Here is a 20,376-nt window from a genome sequence, read left to right on the forward strand (position 1 = left end):
TTATTGAACGTTTTCTTCGTCGCCGAATTGGCCTTGGAACAAGACTGAAGATAGGTAACGCTCGGCAGCCGATGGCAAAATCACCACAATGGTTTTGCCTGCAAACTCTGGCAACTCAGCGATGCGGTTGGCGGCGACAACGGCGGCACCCGATGAAATACCCACTAAAATGCCTTCTTCTTGCATTAAGCGGCGGGCCATGTCGATGGCTTCATCGTTAGTTACAGCCTCAACACGGTCAATCAATTCTAAATCTAAGTTACCAGGGATAAAGCCAGCACCAATCCCTTGGATTTTATGCGGCCCTGGTTGCACAGGTAAACCCGCTAAGGTTTGAGCTATAACAGGAGAATCTGCTGGCTCAACCGCAACTGAGGTGATGGTTTTACCGGCCACTTTTTTCAAGTAACGGCTTACACCAGTAATTGTACCGCCAGTACCTACACCGGCAACAAACACATCCACTTCACCATCGGTATCATTCCAGATTTCTGGACCTGTGGTTTTTTCATGGATTTCTGGGTTAGCAGGGTTATTAAACTGCTGCAATAAAATGTATTTTTCAGGAGCCGATTGGCGAATTTCTTCCGCTTTATCAATCGCACCTTTCATGCCTTTCGCGCCTTCAGTCAGCACGAGAGTTGCGCCTAGGGCTTTGAGTAGCTTACGACGCTCTAAACTCATGGTATTTGGCATGGTCAGGGTCAGTTTATAGCCACGGGCCGCGGCAACATACGCTAATGCAATACCTGTGTTGCCTGATGTCGGCTCAATCAGCTCGTGATTTTTTGTTAATAGACCTTTCTTCTCGGCATCCCAAATCATATTGGCACCGATACGGCATTTAACACTGAAACTTGGGTTACGGGCTTCGACTTTGGCCAGCACTTTACCTTGGCTAACACGGTTTAAACGTACTAGTGGTGTATTACCAATAGTATATGAATTATCTTCGAAAATTTTGCTCATGGATTGCTTGCTCCTATGTTGGCACTACTGAATCATAATCTGCTGTGGCGCTTTTAGAAGTGATTGTTTGTTCTTCTTTATTCGATTTGGTTATTAAAGGGTGTGCTGTTATTCGCAAACCCTGATTGGCAGCCAGTTTAACTGTGTTAACCTTTTGCTAACATAAAAAAGATTGTGGCATTAACAGGGATAACTTCTTGATGTCTCAATCGTAAAACTAGCCTATCACTCGTATCGGACAAGCGCAAAGATGAAGCAGCAACAAATGGATCTGGGTAAAGATCCAAAAACGATGGTAACACCAAAGGCATTTACCATTGCAGCATCCGTGTTATACACCCCATTGGCGACACCGTTGAAGCGGATGTTAGCCATACTGATTGATGGTTTGCTGATCACTGTGTTAGCTGAGCAGATGGATTGGATGTTTGTCTTGCTGGTGGTCAGTATTATCTGGATTGAAAAGCGCAGTCGTAAGTTTGGTCGTTTACTCAAGTGGGGACTTTATGCCTTGATGTTGGTTTTTATGTTGCTGACAACCGCCAATAATCTGTTTGATTTTAATGGAACAGACGTTAAAAGCAGTGAGGGAGTAGAGCAACAATTGGCATTAGGTGAACAAATCATTACGTCACTACCAGCATTGATGTCGTTGAGCCAGTGCAATAATTATGCTTGTGGTAAAACTCAAGTTCAATCCCTACATGAAGCGATAAAAAGCGCTTCAGGATCAAAGGGCATGACAGAAAATGATCAACGTGAAATAGTGCTAGCAACCATAGCCAACAGTAGTTTGCCTGCCATAGACAGTGAAAAGTTACAGGCGGAAGTGCTTAATGGCAGCCTATGGCCTGTTATTACGCTTCCTGTTGAGTTGGCGACAACAGATTCTCCGCCTGAGCCACTTCAGCCTATTCAAGCTATTTCGCCGGATGTACAGCTGCAAAGCGCGGTGGCTGATGCAGTGAATGTGAGCTCTTCGCAATATTCTCGCCTCAGAACCGTTGATGAAGCTACAAGCCATAGTGTTGTTGCTTGGGTGAAAGGCTTTCTGAGTGATATGGGGCTGGGTTTTGGTTGGGCAGCGTTTTACTTTACCGTCTTTACTGCACGATTTGATGGTCAAACCTTAGGTAAGAAGATGCTGGGCATTCGGGTGATCCAGCTCGATGGTGCCAACATCAGTTTATGGGCCGCGTTTGGCCGTTATGGCGGCTATGCCGCAGGCTTTACCACTGGCTTACTTGGCTTTATGCAAATATTTTGGGATGCCAATCGGCAGGGGATCCAAGATAAAATATCTTCAACAGTCGTGATAGACTTAGTGCAAATGCATAAAAAGCAACGATTAGAGCAACAAGCGCAGGGGCAAAATGAGTTAGCACCTGTGCTTACGAGTGATGATGCATCCTCTGCTCACCTTACAACCAGTACCCGTTTGGAGCATTTATGAAACAGGTCGTCATTTCGGGGAGTGGCCTATTTACGCCGCCCCACAGTATTTCCAATGAAGCCTTAGTTGAGAGCTTCAATGCTTATGTGGATATTTTCAATCTTGAAAATGCAGGCTTAATTGAGCAAGGCCATGTTGCGGCTTTGTCCTATTCATCGAGCGAGTTTATTGAAAAAGCCTCAGGCATCAAGCACAGATATGTGATGGTGAAAGAGGGCATTCTGGATCCCGAAGTCATGATGCCGTTGATTCCTGAGCGCAGCAGTGACGAATTATCTATGCAGGCTGAGATTGGCCTTGAAGCTGCCTTGATGGCACTAAAGAATGCCAATCTCAAAGCTGAGCAAATTGACTTAGTGATTGTTGCCTGCGCTTATACTCAGCGTGCGTATCCTGCTATGGCAATTGAAATTCAACGTGCACTGGGTACGCGGGGTTATGGTTACGACATGCAGGTAGCGTGTTCATCGGCGACGTTTGCAATTGTCGCCGCGGCTAATGCCATTGCTACGGGTTCTGCCTCAAGAGTGTTAGTGATCAACCCAGAGATTTGCTCGGCACAGGTGAATTATCGCGACCGTGACAGCCATTTTATCTTCGGTGATGTGGCGACGGCTCTGGTACTGGAAGAACAAAGCTTAGCCCAGTCTGACCATGTGTTTAAGATCATCTCAAGCCGCTGTTTTACCGATTACTCGAACAATATTCGCAGTAATTTCGGTTTCTTGAATCGCTGCGATCCGAGTGCGGCCCATCAAGCCGATAAGTTATTCCACCAACAAGGGCGCAAGGTATTTAAAGAGCTGTTGCCGATGATTTATCAACATTTGGATGAACATCTGGCCGAACAAGCGTTAACGCCACAGTCCTTCAAACGTTTGTGGTTGCATCAAGCGAACATCAACATGAATCAGTTTGTGGTGAGAAAGTTGCTTGGGGATGATGTGTCTGCGGAACAAGCGCCCGTGGTACTAAATGAATACGCCAATACGGCTTCCGCGGGTTCTGTTATTGCATTTCACAAGTTTTCCGGTGACTTTAAGACTGGCGATTTAGGTTTATTGAGTTCGTTTGGCGCAGGATATTCTATTGGTAGTGTTATTCTGCAGAAGGTCTAAGATTCTCACCGTCATAATAAAATGCCCACATCGAGGAAGATGTGGGCTTTTTTATGTCAGTTGTTTGTCTAAGTTGCTTTCTGTTTAAGGCAATGATTGTTTATAGCAGCCATGCGTAACTTAACTTCATAAAGTAGGTTTTCTCGTCCCGCGTCAGGCGGCTTAACTCATCATTAGCCTGCAAACTATCAGAGTATCCGAGGTAGAACACACTCTGCGGATTGAGTTTATAACCGTAGAGGAGCTCATTGCCTAAATGCGCTTCCTCACTCTGCGGCGCCGAATATAAATACTGCGCCACATTGCGATTTATCCGGGTGTAAATGCTAGAAAGGCGAATAAAACTGTGTAGACTGAATTGCCAGTTGAGGCGTACATCGCTCAGATTAGCGGTAAAAAGTGCACCTTGTTCCACATCCATTTGCTGATAAAGATGGGATATATCGATAGAAAGTCCATTAGCAATTTTCCAATTGATACTCGGGTTCATTTGCGTTTTAGTGCCCAACCTATCATTGATAAAATCAATTTCATCGCCGTAGTACATTTCAAGCTCCATACTCAGGGGCGATAACGGGGTTACTGCGCCATAAAACCACACTTGGGTTTCATCATATAGTTGACTATTTCCGGCGATAGTGAGTTGTGAAGCATCGCGGCGAGGGCCCACACGTTCACGGGTTTCTACACCAAAGGTGATTTCGCTTTGTAATGCGCCGAGGATTTCGATGTAGGCTTCATACTCTTCTTCAAGTCGTTCGCCTGCTTGGTTATGAGTGATATCCCAATCTCCCGCTAATTCCACCTTGTTAAAGGTGCCCGTAGGATACCAAATCAAACCCGCACCAGCCTCAAAGGTGCGGTAATCGATTTTTTCGACAAAGCCTAAATCGGCACGAAAATCGGGATCAACTGCGTTGTATTCACTGTAAGCAAACCAATTTCGCTCTTCGTGTTTAAAGGTTAACTGATATAAATTGCCGCCAAAGCGGCTATCAGATTGGCTACGTAATACTTGTTCGTTGAGTTGGCAGTGACCGAGTTCGCAATCAAGCTGAGATTGGCCACAGGGCAACCCATTACTAGGGTCATTTTCAGTATCAGTACAAAATTGACGATAGACTCCCGTGGGGTACTGAGTATCCGATTGGGCCACTTGCACAGTGAAACTGTCCTGTGGTGTTGGTTGATATTTCGCATCCAGACTAATGACATAGTTGTGGTAATCGGGTTGGCTGTTGATCTCATAGTGCGGGTCATTTGCTGCACCATTGTGAGTGTTGTCACTGCTCGTTTTCGCGGTAAGTAACCCGCCGATGGAGAAAGTTTTGCTCATGTCGAAACGATAACGTCCCGCAAGGTTCAAACTTTCTTGATCAAGCGAGGCAACCTCTGAGCTTAAATTTCCCGGTACCAAAAACGTGGTTTGGCTATCGTTACTCGCTAGCAGAGCTAAAGTGTGATCATCGCTCTTACTTGTCAGTTTGATACCATAGTCAGGTGCAACAATATTGCGGGTGTGCAGCAGATTCACCTGTGTGTCGAAATAGTCTTTATTATCCAAAAAGAACGGCCGTTTCTCATCATAGAACAAGGAGAAAGTGCTGTTCACATCGAGCTGGCCAGCATCGGATTCCACTTGGGAAAAATCGGGATTAATGGTGGCATTGAGTAAGGTGCTGGAATTAATGCCCCAGCGCAAGTCTACACCTGGCTCGAGATTGTTATCAGCTTCCCAGCCATCCGCCTGTTTATGTTCGTTACGGTTGGCGATAAAAGTCGGGGTGATTTGTACATCCTGTCCTTGTTCTGCCCCCGCCAAGCCAGAAGCCACACCTAACTGACAAAGTTGACAACTCGTATTTCGGTCAATCTTATGGGTCGATAGGCGATGTTTTTCATTGCGTGGATAATAACGAATTAACTCAAAGCCCCATTCTTGTAGGCTTTTCTTGTCGTCAAAGTTGAACAGTCTCAGTGGTAATTCGACTTCGACCTGATAGCCATCGGCGGTGATCTTGCCTGCGGATTTCCAAATACCATCCCATGCTTCGCTTTCTTCACCCGTTAGTTCGTTTTCAATTGAGTCTAATTGCACGCCAAGGGGATTAATAAAAAATTGGTATGCTAAACGGGCATTATTAAAAGTATCGAGTTTAATTCCGACTAAATCATCACTCCACAGCTTGTCTCTGTCCTTGAGTGTGGCCCGAATGAGTTTGGGATTAATGTCTTTGGCAGTAAATGCCACAAAAAGACTGGTTTTAGTCGCATAGACTCGCGCCTCGGTTTTCACTAATGCGGCAATGTTTTCCCCTGGTTGGGTTTCGTATTTGAGCTCTGTGACTGCGGCTTGTTGCCAAATGGCATCGTCCAACTCACCGTCGATATTGGCAGCACTGTTAAGTGTTGGAATGGCTAACTGAAATTGGCTGGCATAGCCAGCAAGACAAGTTACAGGTAGAAAAGTAAGACTAGATAAGATGATGGCTAAGATTGATTTCAACACAAAAGACTCAAATAACACATTCGTGGCGCGCATTTTGCCAGAAAACGTGAAGTTAACAATAGTGAGTAATTGTTACAAGGTTTGCGTTGATTTTAACGAGGCGAAACATGATTGGATTATTGGGTCTAAAAAAATTGGGGAGCAGTGCTGAGCCATGACTCAGCACTGCTGGTGTTACTACTCGGGTGCGATGGCATGGTTGCGATACGCTTCACGATACTTATCGACCCACATGGCCGTCGCGCCACAAATCGCCACTGGCATGACGATAAAGTTGACTATGGGGATCATCGAAAATAGCGTCACAGTTGCGCCAAAGCTAAAACTGGTGCCACGGGTTTGATTCAAGGCAAAGCGCATATCTTTAAAACTGACCTTGTGGTTATCGAAGGGATAATCGCAGTACTGAATCGCCATCATCCAAGCGCTGAACAGAAACCATAAAATCGGCGCCAGCGTCTGGCCTACCATAGGCACTAAAAACAATAACAAAAATACCAGTGCGCGGGGCAGATAGTATTTGAGTTTGATCCACTCACGCCCAAGGATACGCGGTAAGTCTTTGATTAAATCAATACCAGAACCGGTATTCAGCTGCTTACCAGTTAACAACTGCTCGACTTTTTCAGCCAACAGACCATTAAAGGGGGCGGCGAGCCAGTTCATGACGGAGCTAAATACAAAAGCAAGCATCACCAGCATAGTAGTGACGGCGAGCGGCCAAAGTAAAAAGTTTAACCAGCTTAAGTACTCCGGGAGCTGGGCATTCATCCAAGTGAATAGCGTATCTAACTGGCCTATGGCTACATAAATGACGCCAGCAAACAGCAGAAGGTTAATCATTAACGGAATAAATACGAAAGTGCGCAGGCCTTTACGTGTGATTAAACCAAAGCCATCGAGAAAATAATTAACGCCACTTTTGGCAGGGAAGGGCAAGTTTTTTTTCTGTGTCATATCGTTTTTCCAAAAAGTTAAGCGACAGCTATATGCGATTGTGATCAACTCATGGACAGATGACAAGCTAAAAGCCGCATGAATTCAATAAAAAGCGTTACAAAATGCTGCCTGCTTTGTTAAAGTTGGCCGATAAATGCATTTGCACCGCTTGGCTCATTTTCGGGCCAGACTTCAGAGACGCGCTAACTGGCACCATGAGATTAAAACAGATAAAACTTGCCGGCTTTAAGTCGTTTGTCGATCCCACAAAAATTCCTTTTTTACAGGCATTAACCGCCATTATTGGCCCAAATGGCTGCGGCAAATCGAACGTGATCGATGCCGTGCGTTGGGTGCTCGGTGAAAGCTCGGCGAAGCACCTACGCGGTGATTCTATGGCCGATGTGATATTTAACGGTTCAAGCGCGCGAAAACCTGTGTCTGTGGCGGGTGTTGAACTTATTTTTGAAAACAAAGAGGGTCGCCTCGCTGGTCAGTATGCCAGTTATGAAGAAATCGCCGTTAAGCGTCAGGTGAGCCGCGACGGTGAGTCTTGGTATTTTCTCAATGGTCAAAAGTGTCGTCGTAAAGACATTACCGACTTGTTTATGGGCACAGGTCTTGGCCCGCGCAGTTATGCCATTATCGAGCAAGGCACTATTTCCCGCCTGATTGAATCTAAACCCCAAGACTTGCGCACCTTTATTGAGGAAGCCGCCGGGATTTCCCGCTATAAAGAGCGTCGGCGCGAAACTGAAAACCGTATTCGCCATACCCGCGAAAACCTCGAGCGTTTGGGCGATATTCGCAGTGAACTCGGTAAGCAGTTAGATAAACTCGCGCAGCAGGCTAAAGCCGCTAAACAATATCGTGAGCTTAAACAGGCCGAGCGTAAGACCCATGCTGAACTCCTTGTGATGCGCTATCAAGAGTTGCAAGATCAGATGGCGAGCCTATCTGAGCAGATAAGTGCTATTGAAGTGCAGCAAGCGGCGGCGCAGTCACTCGCGCAAACTGATGAATTACAGACCACTGAATTGCAAGTACAACTCGCGCAATTGGCGGAGCAAGAGCAGCGAGCGGTTGAAGCCTATTATCTGACCGGTACTGAAATCGCTAAGTTAGAGCAACAGCTACAGAATCAAAAGCAGCGCGACGCCCAGCTCGAAACCCAGTTGGCGCAAGTCAAAGTGCAGATCCAACAAAATACCGACAAGCTTAACGGCTATAAAGCGAGTCTTAGCGCGTTGGAGCTTGAGCTTGCCAAACTTGGGCCACAGCATGATGAGCAACAAGAGATCATGGATGAGCTGCAATCCCAATGGGAAATGAGCATTGAACGCAGTCAGCAGCAGGCCGAAGTGGCGCGCCAACAGGCAGCGGATGTTTCTCAGCATAAGTTGCAGCTTGAACTGCGTCGCAGCCAGTTAGCGCATCAGCAGCAATTACTGCAACACAAACAGCAGCAAAGTCGTGAGCAGCAGGCGCAACTTTCGGCGTTAATGGACGGTGATCTCGCATCGAGTATTACACCATTGCAGCAAGATATTGAGTCTTTGGATGATGCGCTCACACTGCAAAATGAAATTAATCATCAGCAAGAACAAAGTGTAAGTGCAAGTACGCAAGCCTTAGATGAAGCCCGCCATAGCGCTGAGCAAATTCAGCAGCAATTAACTGCGACTAAAGCGCGCCATGAGCTGGTTGAACAGTGGTTGACTAAGCAAGAACAGCAGAGTGATAAACCGCAGTTATGGCAGAGTTTAACCGTTGAAAATGGTTGGGAAACTGCGGCCGAACTCGCCCTAAATGGCTTGTTGACCTTGCCCGTTGGCGTCACTGAAACTGAAATGGGGTTTCAAGCGTTAGCGTCACAATCAAGCCAAAGTGAATTTTTACAGGCTAAGGTGAATCTCGCCCCTTGGTTAGCGGGGCTGAAGTGGGCAAAGGATATCCATGCAGCGAAAGAACTGCTGCCACAGCTAACATCCGATCAACGGATTGTCACTGCCGACGGTTATCTACTGGGACAAGGTTTTTTAATCACGAAAACAGAGGGCGCCCAGTCACTGGTGCAACTCAGTAAAGAGCAAGCTCAGTTAGCGCAAAATATCCTCGATTTGCAACAATCCCTGCTGATTCGGCAAGACAAGATGACAGATCTTGCGGCTATTTTGCAGCAACAAAGACTGCAACTGACCGATGGCGTGCAAAAATTACATCAATTGCAGTTAGACAAAGCAACTAAGTCGATGCAGCTTAGTGGTTTAATCGAGCAAATGAAGGCGCGCGTCAAACAGCAAAGTATACTCGACGCGGCTTTAAGTACGAGTTTGATTGATATTGAACGCTTAAGCGAGCAATGCGAATTATTAGCAGAACAAGAAATGGAGCTCGATGAGACGCTGCAGGCTAGTGAAGATATTCAGCGGCAACTCATCCAAGACACACAGGCCGATAGTGTGCGTCATCAAGCATTAAAAGGGCGTATTACTGAGGTAGAACGTCAATTATCAGCCACTGCGACGGGTTTGCAAGCCGTGACGATGCGCATGGCCGTGAGCACGGAGCAAATTGAATTACAGCAAGTGCGTGTCAATGAACTCATCTACTCCCGCGAGTCTGTGTTAACAGAACTTGCCAAAGTTGCCCAATTGAGTGGGGTGCAAAATAGTGTGCAGCTGACTGAACAGTTAACGCAGTTACTAAAGCAACAACATGAACAACAACAGGGCTTAAAAGAGGTTCGTCAGCAGCAAAGTGTGCTCACAGACACATTAAACCGTATAGGAATAAAGCAAAAACAAGAGCTTGGTAAGCTTGAGGACTTGACTCAAAGCCTGAGCACGTTAAAGTTACGTCGTGAAGGAATAAAAGGCCAAGCGAATAGTCAGCTGGAAGTATTACAGGAACAGCAAATCATTCTGTCTGAAATCCTTGGAAACTTGCCTGCAGAGGGGATGCCAGACAAGTGGCAGAGTGATTTAGATCAAATACGGCAGAAAATTGTCCGTTTAGGTGCCATTAACCTTGCGGCGATCGAAGAATTTGAACAGCAAAGTGAGCGAAAATCTTATCTTGATCATCAAGATGACGATTTAAATAAAGGGCTTGCAACCTTAGAGGAAGCGATCCGTAAAATAGATAAGGAAACCCGAAGCCGCTTTAAGACGACATTTGATTCAGTCAACGAAGATCTCGGACGCTTATTTCCGAAAGTGTTTGGTGGCGGCCGAGCTTATTTAGCGTTAACTGACGACGATTTGCTAGAAACGGGCGTGACTATCATGGCCCAACCACCGGGGAAGAAGAACAGCACAATCCATCTTCTTTCGGGTGGTGAAAAAGCATTAACCGCTTTATCATTGGTATTTGCCATTTTTAGGCTGAATCCTGCTCCCTTCTGTATGTTAGATGAAGTGGATGCGCCATTAGACGATGCCAACGTAGAACGCTTCTGTCGATTGCTAAAAGAAATGTCACAGAGCGTACAGTTTATTTATATCAGCCATAACAAAATAACCATGGAAATGGCGGATCAACTTATTGGCGTGACTATGCACGAGCCCGGTGTGTCTCGTATAGTTGCGGTAGACATAGAGCAAGCGGTGGCGATGGCTGACGCTGGATAACTAGAAGAAAGACAGGGTAACCAATGGAAGATTTGCAACTAGTATTGTTCGTTTTAGGCGCCATAGCCATAGTTGCTGTGCTGGTGCATGGATTTTGGTCTATCAGAAGACAACAGCCTAAATCATTGAAAGATAGCCCAATGAGCAACTTTTATAAGAAACAGGCTGAGAAAGGTGAGCCGAGTCCGAAGCGGATCGATTCAGAAGGGTTTGATGCCGATGGTATTGGCGCCGTACGCGTGCGCAAAGCCGGTGAACTTGCACCTAACAACGAAACCCCTGCGGCCAATCCTTATTTGAAGCAGGAAGTAAAGCTAGAACCTAAGCCTGAATTTAAACCACAAGAGTTTAAATCAACAGAATTTAAACCAGAGTTGAAAGTTGGCCCTAAACACGAGCCTGTGACAGCTCAGCCTGATTTTAGCTTGCAGCCACCCGTGGCAAAAGAGCAACACCGTGGCCCGAAAGTCTCGCGTCAAGAGCCCGTTTTGAACACTCAAGTGAGCACGCAAACTCCGCCAATGGGTCAATCCCATGCGGCTATCGTCGCGCAAAAAGCGGCTGAGCAGGAACATGCGTTACGTAGTGCAGCTCCGCAGCAAACGGCCTTGTTTGACGAAAATGAATATAAAGAAGATAGCTATCAAGAAGAGGTTGTCGAACAAGCCGCTGAAGATGAGTTAGGTGAACCACGCGACGTACTGGTATTACACGTGGTCGCTAAAGAGGGTCTACAGCTTAACGGAGCCGAATTGCTACCTTGTTTCTTAACCTTGAATTTTAAATATGGCGATATGAATATTTTCCATCGCCATGTGGATAATGCTGGCAATGGTAAAGTATTGTTCTCGATAGCGAATATGCTAAAGCCTGGCGTGTTTGATCCGGATAATATGGAGCAGTTCAGTACCCAAGGTGTGGTGTTTTTCATGACTTTGCCTTGCTACGGTGACGCCCTAATGAATTTCTCGATTATGCTTAACTCGGCGCGTCAACTCGCGGATGATATCGATGCGGTCGTGCTTGACGGACAACGCCAACCTTGGGGTGAGTTCACTAAGCAAGATTATTTACACCGCATTCGCGCTAACGCTTAAGCCGACGCCGCAACTTGGCGGTTAATACATTGATGAGGCCGCGATTGCGGCCTCATTTTTTGTGATCTACTTTTTGTGATCTAAAGAATTCTGGATAAAGAATATGCAAGACATTCAACTCGATACACTTTTGTCTAAAGACGTCACCCCAGAAAACGCATCGCAGGTGATGCAGGCGCTCAGCCAATCGCTGAACGAGCACAACATTCGTTACTATGTGGACGATGCTCCGAGCATTACCGATTCTGAGTACGACAGGTTGATGCAGCGTTTACTCAAGTTAGAAGCCTTGTATCCCCATTTGATTGTCGCTGATTCACCGACTCAAAGGGTGGGCGGATTAGCGCTCGCCAAATTTGATCAAATCACGCACCTTAAGCCTATGTTAAGCCTAGATAACGCCTTCGATGAGGCGGATTTTAGTGCTTTCCATAAGCGTGTCACCGATAAAGTGGGTGAGGTGAGCTTTTGTTGTGAGCCTAAACTCGATGGCCTTGCCGTGAGTATCTTGTATCGCCATGGTGTGCTCGAGCGTGCGGCGACGCGCGGCGATGGTTCAGTGGGTGAAGATATCACTGAAAATGTTAAAACCATTAAATCGATCCCGCTTAAATTACGTGGTAATGATTTTCCCGAGCTCGTTGAAGTACGCGGCGAGGCTTTTATGCCAAAAGCCGCTTTTGAAGCTTTGAATGACAGGGCGCGCGCCAAAGATGAAAAACTCTTCGTGAATCCGCGTAACGCAGCAGCCGGTAGCCTACGTCAACTCGACAGTAAAATTACTGCTGCCCGTTCATTGGCTTTTTATGCCTATGCGCTCGGTGTGGTGGAGCCGGATTCCCATCCGTTAGCTAAAACCCATTTCGAGCAGTTACAGCAGCTTAAATCGTGGGGTTTACCCGTAAGTAGCGAAATTAAAGTCTGCGCTGAACTAAGCCAAGTCTATGACTACTACAAAGATATTCTCAGCCGTCGCGGTGATTTAGCCTTTGAAATCGATGGCGTAGTGATGAAAGTTAACGACATTGCCCAGCAGCAACGTTTAGGTTTTGTGGCTAAATCTCCCCGCTGGGCGATTGCCTATAAATTCCCCGCACAGGAAGAAATGACCCAACTTGAAGGCGTTGATTTTCAAGTGGGCCGCACAGGTGCTGTCACGCCAGTAGCACGCTTAAAGCCAGTGTTTGTTGGCGGCGTGACGGTATCGAATGCGACGCTGCACAATGCCGATGAAATTGCCCGCTTAGGCATTAAGGTCGGTGACACTGTGATCATCCGCCGCGCTGGCGATGTTATCCCACAAATTGTTGCCATAGTGCCTGAAAGACGCCCTAAAACGGCGACTGACATTGTATTCCCACACAATTGCCCTGTATGCGGCAGTTTAGTCGAGCGCCTAGAAGGTGAGGCTGTGGCTCGCTGTAGCGGTGGTTTATTCTGCGAAGCGCAGCGTAAAGAAGCGATTAAGCATTTTGCATCCCGCAAGGCTTTAGATATCGATGGTATGGGCGACAAAGTCGTTGAGCAATTGATTGATAAAGAACTCGTCCAAAGTCCTGCGGATCTGTTTAAGCTCACCGCTTCCATGATGACTATGCTTGACCGCATGGGGATGAAGTCGGCAACCAATTTAGCTGCCGCGATTGAAGCAGCCAAAACCACCACTCTCGCGCGTTTTTTATATGGCTTAGGTATTCGCGAAGTGGGCGAGGCGACGGCAGCAAACCTGGCGGCGCACTTTGCCAGTCTAGATGCGCTGAGGGAGGCAACTGTGGAGCAGTTAACTGAAGTAGAAGATGTTGGTGCTGTCGTTGCCCAGCATGTGGCCCATTTTTTTGCCCAGCCCCATAACCTTGAAGTTATTGATGCTTTAGTTGCTGCTGGTGTTCATTGGCCCGCCATTCAAGCACCTAGTGCAGATGCTCAGCCGCTTAAAGGCCAAACTTGGGTATTGACTGGCACCTTAAATCAGCTCAATCGCAATGATGCTAAAGCTCAGTTGCAGGCGCTGGGGGCGAAAGTGGCAGGCAGTGTCTCCAAAAATACCGATTGTTTAGTGGCAGGTGAGGCGGCAGGTTCAAAACTGGCTAAAGCGCAGGAGCTTGGTGTTAAAGTGATGGATGAAGACGAGTTGTTAGCCCTTCTCGCCGCGAACGCTTGATTGGCGTCATTTCAGAGAGGGCGTTGGCTTGATGTTGATTCAATGCCGGCTGTAACGGCTGCAGCCTTGTATCAAGGTGGGAAACCGCCGAATAGCCGATATTAAATAGTGCCTGGCCCAAGGCGCTATTTTTTTGTCTGAAAATAATCAAGGTGCGGAAAGATTATCTGCTTTGGCTATTGAATTAACCGCGATTGGCACCATCTCCTTGATATGCTGTTTTAGATTTTGCTGATTGGAAACCTATTTGAATTTTAGTCACATCACTTGGCTCGATGATAAAGGCCACATTAAACCGCCCATCTTTTTATATGCGCTTTTGGCTTATCTCGCGCGTGGTTGGTGTATTTTTATCGCCTCGCTGACTCAGATGGGTGACCGTTCTGAGTTAGTGCGGATTTTTTACCCTGAAAAGTCAGATTTTTTGCTAGCACTCGGGGCGGGACTTGGCGCGGTTTTGATTTATCTTGTGGTGATAGCTGAACGTCGACGTTCGCCCCAATGGTTAAGACCGATTTTTGTGCATTTAAAATGGGGGGTGTGGTTGCTGTTGATTATTGATGGCGTTTTGTTGGGTCAGCGATTGATCCATGGCCAATTTCTGTTTCATTGGAGTCTTGCTTTAGATGCTTTAATGTTGTTTTGGTCGAGTATTTATCTTATTAAATCGAAGCGACTCAGTTATTACCTCCGTGATTGGCCAAAAGAAGAAGCTAAAGAACTTCAGCCTTAGTTTTTATCGTATTGTTATATAATAACTTTATTTAGATCTGAGCGGTGGGGCACATGACGATGTGTTCTATCCCTCAGTTTGATAAGGATTTTTACCTTATTTCGCCATTGAATTCTTTGAATCATCTATAGTTATATGTACTTAGCTTAAATGTGCCCTGTTGGATACGCAGATGAGGCCATCTGTTTATACCCACATTACATTTGAAAGGAGTCATATTGCGTGGCAAAAGTACCTCAAAAAAAGTTGTTACTGTCAGAAATTCAACTTGGCATGAGAGTCAAGTTGCCTTTGTCATGGACGAACCACCCTTTTTTATTTAACCGTGTTGATATTAGCAGTGCCGCTCAAATCGAAATGATCCGTGGCTTAGGTGTTCCCTATGTTTTTTTGTTATCTGAATTGAATGCCGAACTGGATATTGTTGAAGAAGATGACATTGAAGATGAGATAGCAGTTGAACCCGAGCGTGATCTTAAGGCCGATACCCGTAAGGCGATGCGTTTGAGTCAGAAGCGTTTTTTAATGAATGTGAATAACTGCCGTAGTGTGTTTGGTAAAATAGTCAGCGATCCTGAAGGCGCCTATCGTTTATCAGCGGTACTGGTTGAAGACTTACTCAGCCATCTACAGGAAGTTGAAACACCGTTCCTTACCTTGGTTGGGATGGATGAGAAAGATGTGAGTGTGACCCAACATGGCATCTCTGTCGCTGTGCTGGCAATGATGATAGGTCATGCGCTGGATTTAACCCCAAGAGAGCTGCGTGATATTGCTCTTGGTAGTTTGTTACATGACATTGGTAAACTTAAGGTACCTGATGTTATTCGCCGAAAGCGTGGTGCGCTGACGACACACGAAGCCAGCTATTTGCAAATGCATCCTAATTTTGGTTTTGACATGTTGAATCGGTCGGGATTATTCCCTAAAGAGGTGTTGAATGTCATTTTACACCACCATGAGTTTGTTGATGGTTCAGGATTTCCTGACGGATTGACGGGTCATAAAATCCCTATCATTACGCAGATCGTGAGTTTGGCAAATGACTACGATCAACAGCTCAGTGGTCAACAAATATCTTCCCCTCAAGTCGCTTTAGGTTATTTGTTTAAGAATCGGGCCACTAAACATGCTGAATCTTTAATCGCTATTTTGGTTAAAATTCTCGGTATTTATCCACCAGGAACCATAGTGAAACTCTCCGATGGCTGTATCGCAAAAGTCATGATGACGACTAAAGATGTGAGTCAACCCCAAGTGTGGGCCTGCAAAGAGGATGGTAGTGAGCCATCGCTGCGTTTTTTAAGTAATGAAGGCGTGACAGTACAAAAAGCCATCAAGGCGGAAGAGTTGTCCGAGGGTGCTATTCGTACCTTACAAGTCGATAAAGGGATTAGTTTTTATTTTAGTTCGCTACAAGCTTGAATCTTATGCGCTAAGTTCCGTATTCTATCCGCTGATGTGATTCCCTTAGGGCTAATATGGCGAATGTAAAAGCAGAAAACAGCGCAGTAAAATCCAGTGTTGCTTTGGTCGGTTGTGGTTGGTTTGGTTTTGCTTTGGCAAAGCAACTTGTCCATGAAGGCTATCGAGTCACTGGCTGTAAGCGCAGTGCCGAAGAATTATCGGTATTAACTGAAGTCGGGATTGAAGCCTATCCGCTGCAATTGGGCCACGAAGCATCATCTGCCCCCGATGCTCAGGCGTTGAGCGGTTTATTTCAGACCGATTATTTAGTGGTCAATATTCCTCCACGGCTAAAGCGTGGTAATGCCGCTTATCTTGAAGAATTACAACAACTCATCGCATTAACTCAAGGTTGGCAATATCAGTGGATTGTGTTTATCAGCACTACGGGCGTATATCCGACCCAAGATAAATTGATGACAGAAGCCGATGCGATGGCAGAATCAAGCGATAGCCAAGTGCTGTTAGATGCTGAAGCTTTATTTCAAGCATTGCCCCATACCTGTATCGTTCGTTTTGCTGGACTCGTCGGTCCTAAACGTCATCCTGGGCGTTTTCTTGCTGGAAAAACCGATGTGAGTGGGGCGAATGTCGCGGTAAATTTAGTCCATCTTAGTGACTGTGTGCGCGCCGTTAGCGCAATTCTCGCGGCAACTCATTCTGGATTATCAGTGGCGCCGATTTATAATCTTTGCGCACCTTCACATCCGACTAAAGCTGAGTTTTATCAAGCTGCTGCCGAATCTCTAGGTTTAGTCGCGCCAGAATTTAATCAACAATCTATGCCGAGTAAAGTCATCCAAGCTGACGCGATTGTCACAGATTTAGGCTTTCGATATCAGTATGTTTCGCCGCTGGATATGCTAGCGGCATGTTGAGAAAGGTTCATTACTGTAAAAGGTAAAAGTTGAACTTTTAGGTTATCTTTGGGTTCCAAATTTGCTTGAGCAAATGTGTCATCCTTATTTAAACAAATGACGAATAAAAAGAGACAATATCATGAGCGTGTTTAATCGAGTTCGACCTATAGCAGTATTTGCGTGCGGATTAATGCTGAGTGCCAGCTTTGCCCTGCAGGCTGCAAGTTTCGAAGAAGGCAAGGATTACGTCACTGTGGCGGGCATTACCGAAGCACAAAAGCCAGTGCTGCGGGAGTTTTTTTCTTATAACTGCACACATTGTTATAAGCAAGAACCGCTCATTGAGTCGACAGTAAAGCTGCTTGGTAAAGATGTGGCTTTTGAGCGTACCCCTGTGGGCGCTGGTCGTCCTGCTTGGGAGCTGAGTCAGCTTGCCTACTATGTGGCGCAAAAATTAAAGATGACTAAACAAACCCATGGCGCTATTTTCAAGCAAATCCATGAGAAAGGTGAGCAATTTACCACCCTTGAGCAAGTAAAAGCCTTTTTCCTTGCCCAAGGCGCTAAGGCAGATGATGTCGATGCCGCGATGAATTCCGTCGATGCTAAATTCACCCTAATGAATTATGACTCTCAAGCTGAGCTTGCTGGGATCAAGGGGGTACCGTCATTACTGGTTAATGGCCGTTATATGCTGACCTCAACCGCGCATACCGCAGAAGAATTGGCGGCGTTAGTGAAGTTTTTAGCTGCGAAGTAACGGCATTTTATAGACGGACGGCACGCGATGTATCATGCGATGAAAGCCGCTTTTTGTGAGTAATGTTTAGTCACGTTTCCTCAAAGTAGATTGAGTAACCCAGCATAGGCTGGGTTATTTTTTGTTGTAAACCTGCAAGGTGACTGTGAGTCAAACCCTAACATTTTGACGAAATAACATGATGAAATAAAACGGTAAGCAATTGGCCTGACCTAGGTTTGATGAGAGATGTAACGTCTCTAATTGATTGAGAAACTCATAATTAAAATCCTCAATAATCTAGGCTAAAAATCTTAAATCATCTGATTTTTAGCCAGTCTAGAGCCGTATTAAAGGTCATTTAAATTTCTAATTTACCTAGTTCAGACAATAAGTTATTTCTATTTATTGGATGAAAATCCTCTTTCTCCATTCACATCCCACTCATTCATGTTCGACATTGGTCTAACCTGTTAAAAAAGTTAAAACCGTATCAAAATGTAATGTCATTGTTAACTCTTTGAATTTGTTTCTATTCGCTATTTGCAGACAGTGTTTTGAATCACGGGTTAGACGAAAGTCGTGATTGTGCTCACACCAGCTGTTGCTAGATTAAACATGACTTAAAATTAAAACAGCACAGGGGAGTCACTATGGGTTTTGAAAACAACGACAAGGCAAAGGGTTATTGGCGCGAGAATATTCGTCTCGTACTGAGCTTATTAGCCATTTGGGCGGCAGTTTCTTTTGGATGCGGCATTTTATTGGTTGATGTACTCAATGAAGTCCATTTCATGGGATTCAAATTAGGTTTCTGGTTTGCACAACAGGGATCTATGTATGTATTCGTTGCGCTTATCTTTGTCTACGCGGCAAAAGCCAACGCCTTAGATAAAAAATATAACGTACAAGAAGACTAAGGAGCTTTGAGATGGATGTTCAAACACTCACATATATTATCGTAGGGCTCTCATTTGCGCTCTACATTGGGATTGCAATCTGGACCCGTGCGGGTTCAACCAAAGAGTTCTATGTTGCTGGCGGCGGTGTTCACCCTGTGGTGAACGGTATGGCAACGGCGGCAGATTGGATGTCAGCGGCGTCATTTATTTCGTTAGCGGGTATTGTGTCTTTCGTCGGTTACGATGGTAGCGTGTACTTGATGGGCTGGACTGGCGGCTACGTATTGCTTGCCCTTTGTATGGCACCGTATTTACGTAAATTTGGTAAGTTTACTGTGCCAGATTTCGTCGGTGAGCGTTATTACTCACAGGCGGCACGTACAGTCGCGGTTATCTGCGCTATCTTTATTTGCTTTACGTATATTGCAGGGCAAATGCGTGGCGTAGGTGTTGTGTTCTCGCGTTTCCTTGAAGTGGATGTGGATACTGGCGTATATATCGGTATGGCGGTCGTGTTCTTCTACGCGGTACTGGGCGGTATGAAAGGGATTACCTACACTCAGGTTGCCCAATACTGCGTACTGATTTTCGCTTTTATGGTTCCGGCTATTTTCCTTTCAGTGATGATGACGGGCCACTTAGTACCGCAAATTGGTTTTGGTGCTGAGTTACTGGATGCCGCTGGCAATAATAGCGGTGTGTATTTGTTAGAAAAACTCAATAACGTTTCGGTTGAGCTTGGCTTTGCACCTTACACTGATGGTTCTAAGAGCATGATAGATGTGTTCTGTATTACGGGTGCTTTGATGGTGGGTACTGCGGGTTTACCCCATGTTATCGTGCGTTTCTTCACTGTACCTAAGGTGAAAGATGCACGTATCACTGCCGGATGGTCGCTTGTTTTTATTGCTATTATGTATACCACAGTGCCTGCGTTAGCAGCGTTCTCCCGCGTGAACATGATTGAAACTATTAACGGTCCCGATTCTAAAGGTGTGGCTTATGAGTCTGCACCAGATTGGATTAAGAACTGGGAAAAAACCGGTTTGATTAAGTGGGATGACAAAAATGGCGACGGTAAAATTTACTATTCGTCAGGTAAGATTGAAGATCCCGCTAGCAAAAATGAAATGAAGATTGATAACGACATTATTGTACTCGCTACGCCAGAAATCGCTAATTTACCAGCTTGGGTTATCGCCCTCGTGGCTGCGGGGGGTTTAGCAGCAGCGTTATCAACATCTGCAGGCTTGCTATTGGTGATTTCAACGTCGGTTTCACACGACCTATTGAAAAAGAATTTAATGCCTAACCTTTCCGATAAAAAAGAGCTGCTATACGCTCGCTTGGCGGCAGGTATCGGCATTGTGATTGCGGGTTACTTTGGGGTGAACCCTCCTGGTTTCGTGGCGGCAGTGGTGGCATTCGCCTTCGGATTAGCGGCTTCCTCACTGTTCCCTGCCATTGTTATGGGTATTTTCTCTAAGACAATGAATAAAGAAGGTGCGATTGCTGGTATGTTAACGGGTCTGCTGTTTACTGCTGGTTATATCATCTACTTCAAGTTTGTTGATCCAACGGCTAACATAGCTGCTAACTGGTTCTTGGGTATTTCACCAGAAGGTATTGGTATGGTAGGCATGTTAGTGAACTTCGGTGTGGCAGCGATAGTGAGTCGAGTCACTGCGGCAACACCACTGCATGTTCAGGAGATGGTTGAATCGATTCGTTTCCCTAAAGGTTCGGGTGAAGCAAGCGGCCACTAACCTTACTGCGTAATGGTGAGTACCAACACAA

14 protein-coding genes are annotated in these 20,376 nt (G+C 45.8%); 11 read left to right on the plus strand and 3 right to left on the minus strand.

Annotated elements, in window-relative coordinates; genetic code table 11:
- Nucleotides 1-969 (minus strand): cysteine synthase A, encoded by a 969-nt coding sequence (cysK, locus tag L5M38_RS05940; protein WP_113940761.1) that lies wholly within the window; start codon nucleotides 967-969, stop codon nucleotides 1-3.
- Between the two features lie 250 nt (nucleotides 970-1,219).
- Between cysK and L5M38_RS05945 the strand changes: the two genes are divergently transcribed.
- Together L5M38_RS05945 and L5M38_RS05950 are read left to right on the plus strand one after the other, a co-directional pair.
- On the plus strand, nucleotides 1,220-2,422 hold the full coding sequence (locus L5M38_RS05945) for an RDD family protein (RefSeq protein WP_263178557.1): 1,203 nt from the start codon (nucleotides 1,220-1,222) through the stop codon (nucleotides 2,420-2,422).
- The gene (locus tag L5M38_RS05950; RefSeq protein ID WP_263178558.1) at nucleotides 2,419-3,540 is read left to right on the plus strand and encodes a beta-ketoacyl-ACP synthase III; all 1,122 of its coding nucleotides are present in this window, start codon (nucleotides 2,419-2,421) and stop codon (nucleotides 3,538-3,540) included. Before L5M38_RS05945 ends, L5M38_RS05950 begins: the two co-directional genes overlap by 4 nt.
- Before the next feature lie 100 nt (nucleotides 3,541-3,640).
- Here L5M38_RS05950 and L5M38_RS05955 read toward each other — a convergent pair whose 3' ends face one another.
- Together L5M38_RS05955 and cysZ are read right to left on the minus strand one after the other, a co-directional pair.
- Nucleotides 3,641-6,082 carry a DUF5916 domain-containing protein gene (locus L5M38_RS05955; protein WP_411569301.1) on the minus strand — a complete coding sequence of 814 codons (2,442 nt, stop codon included), beginning with the start codon at nucleotides 6,080-6,082 and terminating at the stop codon, nucleotides 3,641-3,643.
- Between the two features lie 144 nt (nucleotides 6,083-6,226).
- Nucleotides 6,227-7,006, minus strand: a complete 780-nt coding sequence (gene cysZ, locus L5M38_RS05960; protein ID WP_263178560.1) for a sulfate transporter CysZ — start codon at nucleotides 7,004-7,006, stop codon at nucleotides 6,227-6,229.
- A gap of 197 nt (nucleotides 7,007-7,203) precedes the next feature.
- Between cysZ and smc the strand changes: the two genes are divergently transcribed.
- From smc to L5M38_RS06005, 9 genes are all read left to right on the plus strand, one after another.
- Nucleotides 7,204-10,620, plus strand: a complete 3,417-nt coding sequence (smc, locus tag L5M38_RS05965) for a chromosome segregation protein SMC (RefSeq protein WP_263178561.1) — start codon at nucleotides 7,204-7,206, stop codon at nucleotides 10,618-10,620.
- 23 nt (nucleotides 10,621-10,643) lie between these two features.
- Nucleotides 10,644-11,717 carry a cell division protein ZipA gene (zipA, locus tag L5M38_RS05970; RefSeq protein ID WP_263178562.1) on the plus strand — a complete coding sequence of 358 codons (1,074 nt, stop codon included), beginning with the start codon at nucleotides 10,644-10,646 and terminating at the stop codon, nucleotides 11,715-11,717.
- A gap of 103 nt (nucleotides 11,718-11,820) precedes the next feature.
- Complete coding sequence (ligA, locus tag L5M38_RS05975; protein ID WP_263178563.1) at nucleotides 11,821-13,878, plus strand: NAD-dependent DNA ligase LigA; 2,058 nt, start codon at nucleotides 11,821-11,823, stop codon at nucleotides 13,876-13,878.
- A 247-nt stretch (nucleotides 13,879-14,125) separates the two neighbouring features.
- Complete coding sequence (locus tag L5M38_RS05980; protein WP_263178564.1) at nucleotides 14,126-14,611, plus strand: DUF2919 domain-containing protein; 486 nt, start codon at nucleotides 14,126-14,128, stop codon at nucleotides 14,609-14,611.
- Nucleotides 14,612-14,833: 222 nt separating this feature from the next.
- Nucleotides 14,834-16,036, plus strand: coding sequence for an HD-GYP domain-containing protein (locus tag L5M38_RS05985; protein ID WP_263166073.1), 1,203 nt, complete (start codon nucleotides 14,834-14,836; stop codon nucleotides 16,034-16,036).
- Between the two features lie 56 nt (nucleotides 16,037-16,092).
- A complete protein-coding gene (locus L5M38_RS05990) occupies nucleotides 16,093-16,956 on the plus strand; it encodes an SDR family oxidoreductase (protein ID WP_263178565.1) in 864 nt (287 codons plus the stop codon).
- Nucleotides 16,957-17,077: 121 nt separating this feature from the next.
- Nucleotides 17,078-17,698 (plus strand): thiol:disulfide interchange protein DsbA/DsbL, encoded by a 621-nt coding sequence (locus tag L5M38_RS05995; protein ID WP_263178566.1) that lies wholly within the window; start codon nucleotides 17,078-17,080, stop codon nucleotides 17,696-17,698.
- Between the two features lie 632 nt (nucleotides 17,699-18,330).
- On the plus strand, nucleotides 18,331-18,597 hold the full coding sequence (locus L5M38_RS06000) for a DUF4212 domain-containing protein (RefSeq protein WP_006082142.1): 267 nt from the start codon (nucleotides 18,331-18,333) through the stop codon (nucleotides 18,595-18,597).
- A gap of 11 nt (nucleotides 18,598-18,608) precedes the next feature.
- Nucleotides 18,609-20,345 (plus strand): sodium:solute symporter family protein, encoded by a 1,737-nt coding sequence (locus L5M38_RS06005; protein ID WP_131523557.1) that lies wholly within the window; start codon nucleotides 18,609-18,611, stop codon nucleotides 20,343-20,345.
- Nucleotides 20,346-20,376 lie beyond the last annotated feature (31 nt).

This window comes from Shewanella sp. SM101 (genome assembly GCF_025654465.1).
Taxonomy (GTDB): domain Bacteria; phylum Pseudomonadota; class Gammaproteobacteria; order Enterobacterales; family Shewanellaceae; genus Shewanella; species Shewanella oncorhynchi.